This is a genomic window from Paenibacillus sp. 01T422 (assembly GCF_056398785.1).
In genome coordinates, this window is the sequence record NZ_JBFTQB010000461.1 from 1 (window position 1) to 10,040 (window position 10,040).

Here is a 10,040-nt window from a genome sequence, read left to right on the forward strand (position 1 = left end):
GCTCTCACAGCTTGGAGTCTGGAGCAAGGTGCTGCTCAGCAATACTTGCAAGTTGTCGCTTCCAATGCGACCGCTGTTTCGTTATATGAAAAACTTGGTTACCAAACCAAGTATCGCTATCATTACCGAATGAAGTATGATTTAGCCCCCATTGCATCATCCTAACTATGAATTTGTTAAGGATATGAAAGGGGTCTAATTGCATGGCAACAGCTACTACGCCAAAATCTGTTTTTCCACCTCAGCATCAAAACGTGCAACCTGGCGTTGAGTCACAGATGAACCCGCGGCCTGAATTTGACAATGCTGCTTACAAAGCAGCCGGCAAGCTGAAGGACAAAGTCGCACTAATTACCGGAGGCGATAGTGGCATTGGCCGCGCGGTTGCAGTCGCCTTTGCCAAAGAAGGCGCTGACGTCGTGCTCGTCTACCTCAATGAACATGGGGATGCGGAGGAAACGCAGCGGCATGTGGAGAAGGTAGGCCGTAAATGTCTCCATGTCGCAGGAGATATTGGCGATGAGAACTTTTGCAAGAAGATCATCGAGCAAGCCGTTCAACAATTCGGGAAGCTCGATATTCTCGTGAACAATGCCGCCGAGCAGCATCCGCAGCCAAGCATTGAGAATATTACATCCGAGCAGCTCGAACGAACATTTCGGACGAACATCTTCTCCTTCTTTTATTTAACCAAAGCTGCCCTGCCCCATCTCAAATCGGGAAGTGCCATTATTAATACAGCTTCCATTACAGCTTATCACGGACATGAACAGCTGATCGACTATTCCGCCACGAAAGGTGCAATCGTCAGTTTTACACGCTCACTTTCCCTTCAGCTGAACGCCAAGGGCATTCGTGTCAATGCCGTCGCTCCAGGGCCGATCTGGACACCGCTGATTCCTTCTACCTTCACGGAGCAGGAAGTCGCTACCTTCGGCTCAACAACGCCAATGAAGCGTGCGGGGCAGCCAGGTGAGCTTGCTGCAAGTTACGTCTTCCTAGCCAGTGAGGATTCCTCATATATGGCGGGTCAAGTGCTTCACGTTAATGGCGGAACGATAGTTAACGGATAAAAGATAAGAAGAACCGTCAGGGAATCAGCCTGACGGTTCTTTGTGGTTAGACGAATTTCTTAGTGGAACTGGAGTCCGCTATTTTGGGAAAAATGAGCACTTTTCCCTCTTAACGGAACTACGGGACCTTATTTGCTGCAGACTAAGTTTTTCAGGTGAAAATCGGCAAAATAGCGGACTGTAGTTCCTTCCAAATCCCCAAAACACAAAATATCACACTTATGTGACATTGGTGCTCATAAAATTTCTTTAAACGCCTACTTTGAGCAGCAGCTTCGTCCATATCCATTTCGTATACGCAAGCGTTTCTCTGGCTTCATGATACGGCATGAACAGTACTTCGGAATCGGTTGATGAAACGAGCGGCTCTTTCAATCCTACGGTTTCTGCAATATCAAGCGATCGTGAACCATGATAAGAATGCGTTACAATGATTGAGCTTACAAGTCCCTGTTCGTCCATAATTTGCTTGGAAAACAACAAATTCTCATAAGTGCTGGTAGCCCGCGGTTCGATCAGAATGCTTTTGGCGGGAAGCCCCTTTTTGACCAAATAATTGCGCATGCCCTCAGCTTCAGTCAGCTTGGAGCCATTATGATCAAGACCACCACTTACGATCAGTTGCTTGAACTTTCCTTGATTATACAAGTTAACAGCTAAATCAAGCCGCTCCTGAAGCCCTGGGCTTGGAATATCTTGGCGTAAGGATGCTCCAAGGACGATGCCAACATCAACTTGCTTAGGCAACACTTGGTCCGGAGCGACTTGCACCTTCCACTGGACATAAATAATCCAAGCCACTCCGAGAAGGATCAGAACGATAAATGTTCGGAATAGGTTGATTAGCGTCCGACGAAACTTCGACTTCGTCATAGGCTTTGAAGCTTTTCTCGGTTTCGGGGAAGCCGTACGCTGCTTATGATTCATATTGGTTTTGGCTGTCATCCATGTACTCCTTATCCAAAAATGCGCTGACTTGCCGAAACAATGTAGCCGCATCATCGCTATGGCAAATGAGGTGATTGGATCTAGGATGCCAGTGGAGCTCGCGTTGGCCCTTCACTTTGCTATAAATGTAACGCGCACTTTGGGGATGGATCACCTGATCCTTCTCCGATTGTGCAATTAGCGTAGGAATACTCACTTGACTTAGTTCTGGCTTTAATTTGTTAACTAATCGCGCAAATTGCCAAGTCGCTCTCAGAGGTGTTGATTTGGCCTTGTCGAGCGAAATTCTCCGCTCATATTTCCATTCATCTCGGATCACTTCAAGCATTCGGCCAGGGCTTACATAAATGACTGCCGTATTTAATAAGATGAGCCGGCGAATTGGGTATCTCACGGATAAATACGCTGCCAGCAACCCACCCATCGAGAAGCCCACCATATCAAACTCGCCGTATTCACGCGTCATTTTCTCCGCTTGATCCTCGGCAGCCCTCACCCAATCTTCCCAGCGGGAAGTTTTCAATTGGTTATTGGAATCCCCATTCCATGGGAGTTCCGGCACTTTACAAAGTTGACCGCGTTCACGCAAATGCCGAGCTAACGGTTCAACTTCATATGGCCCACCTGTAAATCCGTGGAACAATAAACAGGGTTGTTTCACCCGGCATCCCTCCCATTCATCGCTGCATTGTCATATCGTTCCATCTAATTTATTCTATTTCTCTTTAATCGTGATGGCGTTGATCGTTACCTTTTCTTTCGGTTTGCTTGGCGTAGCTTCTCCGCCCTTCTCTACAGGTGTATCCGCAATCTTCGCAATTGTAGCCATGCCGTCCTGTGTCACTTTCCCAAAAATAGTGTAATTCGGCATTTGGTTCAAATTCGCGCAATCATCACCTGAGCAAATGAAAAACTGGCTGCCATTCGTATTAGGACCGGAATTTGCCATTGCTACAGTGCCGGGCTCATATTTGTGCGTTGTTTTGAGCTCATCTGCGAACTTGTATCCAGGTCCGCCCTTTCCTGTCCCTTGCGGGTCCCCAGTTTGAATCATGAATGATTTGATAATCCGGTGAAACGTCACATTATTGTAGAATCCCTCTTTGGATAAAAACACGAAGTTGTTAACCGTTTTTGGAGCTTCCTTGGCGTAAAGGTCTATGGTAAACGCGCCTTTGGACGTTGTTACTTCCGCTTGATAATTTTTATTCGTATCAATCGTCATGTCAGGAGCTTTGCTCCATTGCTTCGCTGCTGAAGTGGCCGCAGGTGAAGATGAAGCAGCAGGCGCTGTGGCGCCGCTTTTCGGCGTAGCCGTACCACCAGCTGTTTCAGTTGGTTTGTTGCCGCAAGCCGAAGCAAGAATTGTGAGTGCGATCAGTGTGAGTGGCAGTAGTTTCGCTGGTTTGAGCAGGTTCATTGTAAATTCCTCCGTCTAGTCGTGGGTCTCAGATTGCTGAATTTCAATTACGGCGCTTTGGGCACTATCACTTGTTCCCCATCTGGCTTGCCATCCTTCGGTTTATCCGGAGTTCCATTCCCCGGTTTGTTAGATGGCGTAGGTGTTGAACTTGGTCCATTGCTTGAGTTCGGGCTATTACTTGGTGTTGGAGTTGGACTTGGACTCGGACTTCCACTTGGCTTAACCGTATTTCCAGGTGTTGGCGTAGGTGTAGGCTTCTCTCCTGGAGATTGCGTTGGATTGGTCGGGTCATTCCCATTGCCTGGTGAAGGCGTAGGTGACACTCCTGGGGATGGAGACGGATTCGCTCCATTCGGAAGTGTGTCATCCTTAGGAATTTCTACGGAAGCCACATCTGATTTCGCACCTTCCACATTCGTGTCCGCGTTAAATGGAACGACATAATATCAGCGACTTGGACATGATCTCTTTGAACAGAGCCGCCGTGCCGCCGCTTCCGACTGTCACATAATGCTTAGAATCTACCTTGTCGAAGCCTTCCCACACAGCCGCCGTCCATTCAGGCGTATACCCAACGAACCAGACATCACGGTCATATTGTTCAATCCCTTTGATATCCAGCCCCGTAGAGCCCGTTTTACCGGCAACTGGACGATTGAATTTAGCTTTAGTACCTGTACCGCCAGTGTCGACTACTCCCTGAAGAAGAAGTGTCATATAATAAGCCGTTTTCGGTTGAATCACTTGTTTCTTTTCCTGCTTATACGCAGCGATTTCTTTCCCTTGTGTATCCGTAATGCGCAGAATCGCATGAGTTTTGTTTAGATATCCTTGGTTCGCGAAGGCTGAATAGGCAGTCGCCATTTGCAGAGGTGACACCCCATCCGTAAGACMTCCAAGTGCGATAGCCAAGTTGACGTCTTTCGTAGGATTCAGCTGAATGCCCAGCTTTTTGGCAAAATCGATGCCCGTTCTAACGCCAATTTGTTCAAGTAACCATACGGGAGCCAAGTTGTATGATTTCTTCACTGCTTCAAACATCGTTACTTGACCATGCGTTATACGGTCATAGTTGCGTGGTGAATACGTCCCATTCCCAAAGCTTGTTTGAGAATCATCCATCATGGAATATGGTGTGTAATTCCCGCTTTCTAGAGCAGGTCCGTATGCAGCAATAGGTTTAAAAGAAGACCCTGGCTGCCTTTTGGAATAAATACGGCTAAATCCTCGAGATTTGTAATCACGGCCACCGATCATCGCCATCAAACCGCCTGTTTTGTTATCTACAATAACCATGGCGCTTTGAATTTTCTGACCATCCGTAGCATCCTTCTGGAAGAAGGTCGGATTCGCGTAGGTTTGCTCCATGACTTTTTGGGCTTTTGGATTCATTGTTGTGTAGATACGGTAGCCCTTCGTCAGCAATTCATCTTCATCAATGCCATACATGTCTTCCGCTTCATTCATCACGTAATCCACGTAACTTGCATAATCCTTCGTACTAGTTGCCGCTGCCGCTGGCGGAACGTAATCGACTGCTGCAGCCTCGGCACGTTCGGCCTCCGTAATATACCCTTGATCGGCCATTAGTCTAAGCACGACTCCTCGACGCTCTTTGGACAGATCCGGATTCGCTAACGGCGAATATCTCGACGGCGCTTTCGGCAAAGCAGCGAGAGTTGCCATTTCCCAAACCTTCAAATCGTTCAAATTGGATTTGCCAAAGTAAACCTTGGCTGCCGCTTTAATGCCATAAGCATTGCTACCAAAGAAAATTCGATTCAAATAACGCTCAAGAATTTCATCCTTGGTGTACTTTTCATCCAAAGCAAAGGCTATGGACATCTCCGTTCCTTTGCGGAACGCAGTTTTCTCAGAACTGAGGAATACGTTTTTGGCTAACTGCTGGGTAATCGTACTTCCACCTTCAACAGCACTCATATGGATAACGTCCTTGACCAAAGCACGGCCAATCGCCCAGAAGTCAACACCGGAGTGCTGTTCAAACCTGCGATCTTCCGTCGCGATGAAAGCCTGCTTCAAACGCTCCGGAACGTCTTTGATGTTCACGCTCTCCCGGTTCTCGCCTTTATAAATCTTAGCAATTTCTGTCGCCTGTGCATCCTTGCCTTCTTCCTGCGCATAAATGAGGGTCGATTCCGTTGTCGTCTCGATTTTATCGATATTCATTTCTAGAATCTTAAAGCCGTTCATAATAACAACAATATAAATAGCCATTGCACAGATGATTGCCAAAATCGTAGCTATAATAGTACCTAAAATTAATTTACGGAAATTAAACTTTTTCTTTTTTGGACCTTTCTTCTTGCCTTGTGGTTTCGTTTTGGCATTCGTTGTTGACTGTTTATTTGTAGGTCTCTCCAAATCCACCGACTCCCTCGTTGTACAATTCTTTATCTATTAACCAACAAAAGAACAACCTTAAACAAGGTTGCTCCCACAAGTTTCTATTCGGTTAGACGGTTCAGTCCATTAAAAAGTTGCAAAACCAAACGAGTAAAGGAATATTATTCCGTTGTTTCAGTAGCAGCCATTAAAGAAACAGCGCGTTGCGGCGTGAACGTAGAAATGGCATGTTTGTATACCATTTGCTGACGGCCTTCGCTGTCAATGATGATCGTGAAATTGTCAAAAGCGCGGATAAGCCCTCTGATTTGGAACCCATTCGTTAGATAGACAGTTACGGGAATGCTTTCTTTGCGAAGTTGATTTAAAAAGTTGTCCTGAATGTTAATGGATCGGTTCATCAGTAGGTCCCCCTTAATGGACTGAAACTATCGCCTGACGGCGCTATTTTCTAGTGGTCATATTTGTTAATTATATTCAATTTTATGTACAAACTTTCCTGCTAGTATATCACTAATCTTTAGGAAATGGGCAGAAAAATTTGCCTGCTCCGTTACATCCACCCAGTGGATATCTTTCATATGCCGGAACCAGGACAGCTGTCTCTTAGCAAAACGGCGCGTATCCCGCTTCAGCAGCGTCACAGCCGCCTCAAGAGTAAGCTCCCCCTCCAAATAGCTGACGATTTCTTTGTAGCCGAGTGCTTGCATTGAAATAGCTTGCTTCGGACATCCTGCGGACAAAATCGACTGGACCTCGCCCACGAGTCCCTCTTGCATCATCTCGTCGATGCGCTCTTCAATACGCTTGTATAGAAGCGCACGATCCATCGTCAGTCCAATGATACATAGTTCGTAGGGGGACTCTTTTTTCTGGGCGGCCAAATGGGAAGTCATCGTCTCACCAGAAACATGATATATTTCCATAGCCCGGATCACCCGTCTACGGTCATTTGCATGTAAGCGGTCTGCGCTTTCCGGATCGATTTCACGCAGCTTTAGGTGCAAGGCTTCATCGCCATGCTGAATAGCGTAGGCCTCCTGCTCTTGGCGGAACGCTTCATCCATACTGACATCTGTAAATTGGTAATTATAACAGACGGACTCGATATATAGGCCTGTACCGCCAACGATAAAAGGAAGCTTACCACGCGCGTGGATATCAAGTATTAATTCTTTGACACGTTCCTGGAATTCCGCTGCCGAGAAGGGATAAGAAGGATCATGAATATCAATTAAATGATGCGGAACAAGGAGCTGTTCAGCTTCGCTCGCTTTGGCTGTTCCAATATCCATTCCCCGGTATACCTGCATGGAATCACCGGAAATAATTTCGCACCCGAACTTCTGGGCAATTTCTAAACTAAGCTTGGTCTTGCCAACTGCCGTGGGACCAAGAAGCACGAGTAATTTCGGCTTGGCTGATGGGGCTAACACAGTCGAATCACTCCATACGTTGTTTTGGTCGTCGATCGTAATACATGCTCAAAGCCARGACGGGCAAATTCCTTGCTGTCTTTATTCTCTTTGAGCACAATGCTTTTGCGTGCAACACGCCTTGCCTCCTCGATCGAATCCAGCGTGATTGCCTCATCGTTCGCGTTCCTTCTTAGATGAGAAATCGCTTGGGATTCTTCGATTGGACTGCGAAACATCGGATCAAAATAAACAACATCAACGCTGTTTGAAGCTAATTGTTGCAAATAGGCATGATGATGCAGCTTTTTGACCGATATGCGCCTCATGGCTTCGTTGAGCTTCGCAACCTCTGATTCATAGAGCGCTAAGCCCTCTGTAATCAACATGGCTGGAATGTCTTCACTTTCTACGGAAGTGACACTTCCTTGCGCGCCGACGGCGAAGGAGAACACGATTGAATCTGACGCTAATCCTGCTGTACAATCCACAATGACATCGCCGGGTGCTGCACCAGAAGCTTCAATTAATAAGTCTGATTCACCTTTGAGCATACGCTTCACGCGAACGAGTGCCATGCTGGGATGGAAAAAAGCTGCAGGATGGTCATCTTCATAGTACCTGATCTCATCCCTGGTCACAAGCAGGAGGGCGGGATCATTATTATTTTTCCTAAGATGTTCCAAAGAATACTTCTTCCGCGGGACGAATCGGCCGCCGTACTCCGCAGCGAGCCGTCCTGCTTTGCTTACTATTTCGCCCGAAGGTTCAAATGAAGTCGTTACTATCACGGGGTTACATCACTCGCTTAAACATTTTTTCCAGTTCATAGGTCGTAAAACTAACAACAATAGGTCGTCCATGCGGACATGTATACGGGTTTCGGCAACCAGCAAGACGATCAATGAGGGTCTCCATCTCCAGAACACTTAGACCTTGATTCGCTTTGATTGAAGCTTTGCAGGAACACATTATCGCTGCTTTCTCCCTCAGCTTGGCGATATCAACCGCCTTCTTCTCGCTAAGCACCCATTCGCACATTTCCTCAACGATCCCTTTTTCTTCCCCTGGCGGGAACCAATGAGGATGCGCGCGAACCAGGAACGTATTCCCGCCGAATGCTTCCATAAACACGCCAGCTTGTTCAAAAAGAGACAATCGATCCGATAGGACACTTGCCTCTGAAGGTGTAAACTCCAGTGTAATCGGGACAAGCAATTCTTGGCTTGCCTCAGCAGGATTGCCAAAACGCTCGTAATAATATTCATAATTAATCCGCTCATGTGCAGCGTGTTGATCAATTAAGTATAACCCATCTGTATTTTGAGCAATCAAATAGGTGCCATGCATTTGACAGATGAGGCCCGATTGGCATAGGACGGACTCGCACTCGTAGGAGGAGACCACGCTTTAGGCTCTGCCGCCCTTGCCGGCGGTTCAAATACCGGTTTCTGCTGCTCAGGTTTGTAAGCAGACAGGCTTTCTTTGATGTGAATCCGTGGAGAATCCGATTCTTGTGGGATTTCCAGGGCTTTCGTAACGTCAGGCTTCGCCGGCGTTAGCGGTTCAATCGTTCGCGTGAGGTCGAGCTGCTCCTGAACGTAGGCTCCTTTCGGCGCTGACGGCTTGCTCCCCGTAGGAATCAGCACTTGTCGACCGAATAAACGTTTGACCTCCGTTTCGATTAACGCCGTCAACTCCGCTTCTTTACTGAAGCGGACCTCAAGCTTGGATGGATGAACATTCACATCCACCAGGGCAGGGTCCATCCCGATTTGCAATACAGCAACCGGGAAGCGGTTGATCGGCAGCAGGGTATGATACCCCTGCAGCAGCGCTTGATTCAGCGCGAAATTGCGGACGTATCGACCATTCACGATGGTCGATATGCCGCCGCGATTCGCGCGCGTCATTTCGGGCTTCGCAACGAAGCCCGCGATGGTGTAATCCAAGCTATCCACTTGGATTGGAAGCATTTGCTTGCCGATGGCTGTGCCATATATGCCGGCGATCACTTGAAGCAAATCGCCGTTGCCCAGCGTTTGCAGCAGCATATTGCCGTTATGCTTGAGCGAAAAGGCGATGCCAGGGTGCGCCAGAGCTAATCGGTACATATAGTCCGAAATATGGCCCAGTTCGGTTTGGATCGTTTTCATATATTTGAGGCGCGCAGGTGTGTTATAAAATAAATCCCTTACCGTCACCTCGGTCCCGCGAGAAGCCGCAGTTTCTTCGACTGTACGAATGGTGCCGCCTTCGATGGAGACTTTCCGTCCTAAACCATCATTCGTAGAACTTGTAACACATTCTAGTCGTGAGACGGACGCTATACTTGGCAGTGCCTCGCCACGAAAACCCAATGTACGAATAGAAAACAAATCTTTGCTAGTTGCAATTTTGCTCGTTGCATGCCGCTGAAAGGCTAATTCACAGTCTTCGAGCGCCATACCGGTCCCGTTATCGGACACGCGAATCAACTGCAGCCCACCTTCTTCGATGGTCACATCAATCCGTGTGCTCTCTGCATCAACCGAGTTCTCAACAAGCTCTTTGACGACGGAGGAAGGGCGTTCCACCACTTCCCCTGCGGCAATCTGGTTCGCGATATGTTCACTTAAAAGCTGGATTTTACCCATAATGCTCTAGTTCCCCTTTGTAGCTCGGATGGAAACATGATCTCCCTGATCTTTCACTTGCAGCTGTGGAAAATATTGCGCGAACAGGTCAACATTCACATAGCTTGTCCCATTTTCGATAATGAGCTTGTCAGCCTCAACCGGAATAGCATGAGTCCCTTTGCTGTCGGAAATATCG

General features: G+C 47.5%; 9 protein-coding genes and 1 pseudogene. 1 reads left to right on the forward strand and 9 read right to left on the reverse strand.

Annotation, left to right across the window (positions count from 1 at the left end; genetic code table 11):
- The first annotated feature begins 203 nt into the window (after nt 1-203).
- Entirely contained in the window at nt 204-1,073 is an 870-nt protein-coding gene (locus AC1DUA_RS23110) for an SDR family oxidoreductase (protein WP_477502002.1), read from the forward strand.
- Nucleotides 1,074-1,322: 249 nt separating this feature from the next.
- Here AC1DUA_RS23110 and AC1DUA_RS23115 read toward each other — a convergent pair whose 3' ends face one another.
- From AC1DUA_RS23115 to mutL, 9 genes and pseudogenes are all read right to left on the reverse strand, one after another.
- Complete coding sequence (locus AC1DUA_RS23115; protein ID WP_477502003.1) at nt 1,323-2,018, reverse strand: YdcF family protein; 696 nt, start codon at nt 2,016-2,018, stop codon at nt 1,323-1,325.
- Nucleotides 1,990-2,682, reverse strand: coding sequence for an alpha/beta hydrolase (locus AC1DUA_RS23120; RefSeq protein WP_477502004.1), 693 nt, complete (start codon nt 2,680-2,682; stop codon nt 1,990-1,992). The genes AC1DUA_RS23115 and AC1DUA_RS23120 overlap by 29 nt, the downstream gene beginning before the upstream one ends.
- A gap of 54 nt (nt 2,683-2,736) precedes the next feature.
- Nucleotides 2,737-3,441, reverse strand: a complete 705-nt coding sequence (locus AC1DUA_RS23125) for a peptidylprolyl isomerase (protein WP_477502005.1) — start codon at nt 3,439-3,441, stop codon at nt 2,737-2,739.
- A gap of 47 nt (nt 3,442-3,488) precedes the next feature.
- Nucleotides 3,489-3,857 (reverse strand): hypothetical protein, encoded by a 369-nt coding sequence (locus AC1DUA_RS23130; protein ID WP_477502006.1) that lies wholly within the window; start codon nt 3,855-3,857, stop codon nt 3,489-3,491.
- A 13-nt stretch (nt 3,858-3,870) separates the two neighbouring features.
- Nucleotides 3,871-5,829, reverse strand: a complete 1,959-nt coding sequence (locus AC1DUA_RS23135) for a transglycosylase domain-containing protein (protein ID WP_477502007.1) — start codon at nt 5,827-5,829, stop codon at nt 3,871-3,873.
- 143 nt (nt 5,830-5,972) lie between these two features.
- Complete coding sequence (gene hfq, locus AC1DUA_RS23140; RefSeq protein WP_127451633.1) at nt 5,973-6,212, reverse strand: RNA chaperone Hfq; 240 nt, start codon at nt 6,210-6,212, stop codon at nt 5,973-5,975.
- A gap of 66 nt (nt 6,213-6,278) precedes the next feature.
- Nucleotides 6,279-7,247 carry a tRNA (adenosine(37)-N6)-dimethylallyltransferase MiaA gene (miaA, locus tag AC1DUA_RS23145; protein WP_477502008.1) on the reverse strand — a complete coding sequence of 323 codons (969 nt, stop codon included), beginning with the start codon at nt 7,245-7,247 and terminating at the stop codon, nt 6,279-6,281.
- The gene (locus tag AC1DUA_RS23150; RefSeq protein WP_477502009.1) at nt 7,241-8,017 is read right to left on the reverse strand and encodes a class I SAM-dependent methyltransferase; all 777 of its coding nucleotides are present in this window, start codon (nt 8,015-8,017) and stop codon (nt 7,241-7,243) included. Before AC1DUA_RS23150 ends, miaA begins: the two co-directional genes overlap by 7 nt.
- Before the next feature lie 4 nt (nt 8,018-8,021).
- Nucleotides 8,022-9,862 (reverse strand): annotated as a pseudogene (gene mutL, locus AC1DUA_RS23155) (DNA mismatch repair endonuclease MutL).
- Nucleotides 9,863-10,040: the final 178 nt, after the last annotated feature.

Bases quoted from the DNA above. Each gene is read 5' to 3' on its own strand.
- AC1DUA_RS23110 (WP_477502002.1), top strand. From the start codon at position 204: ATGGCAACAGCTACTACGCCAAAATCTGTTTTTCCACCTCAGCATCAA.
- AC1DUA_RS23115 (WP_477502003.1), bottom strand. From the start codon at position 2,018: ATGACAGCCAAAACCAATATGAATCATAAGCAGCGTACGGCTTCCCCG.
- AC1DUA_RS23125 (WP_477502005.1), bottom strand. From the start codon at position 3,441: ATGAACCTGCTCAAACCAGCGAAACTACTGCCACTCACACTGATCGCA.
- hfq (WP_127451633.1), bottom strand. From the start codon at position 6,212: ATGAACCGATCCATTAACATTCAGGACAACTTTTTAAATCAACTTCGC.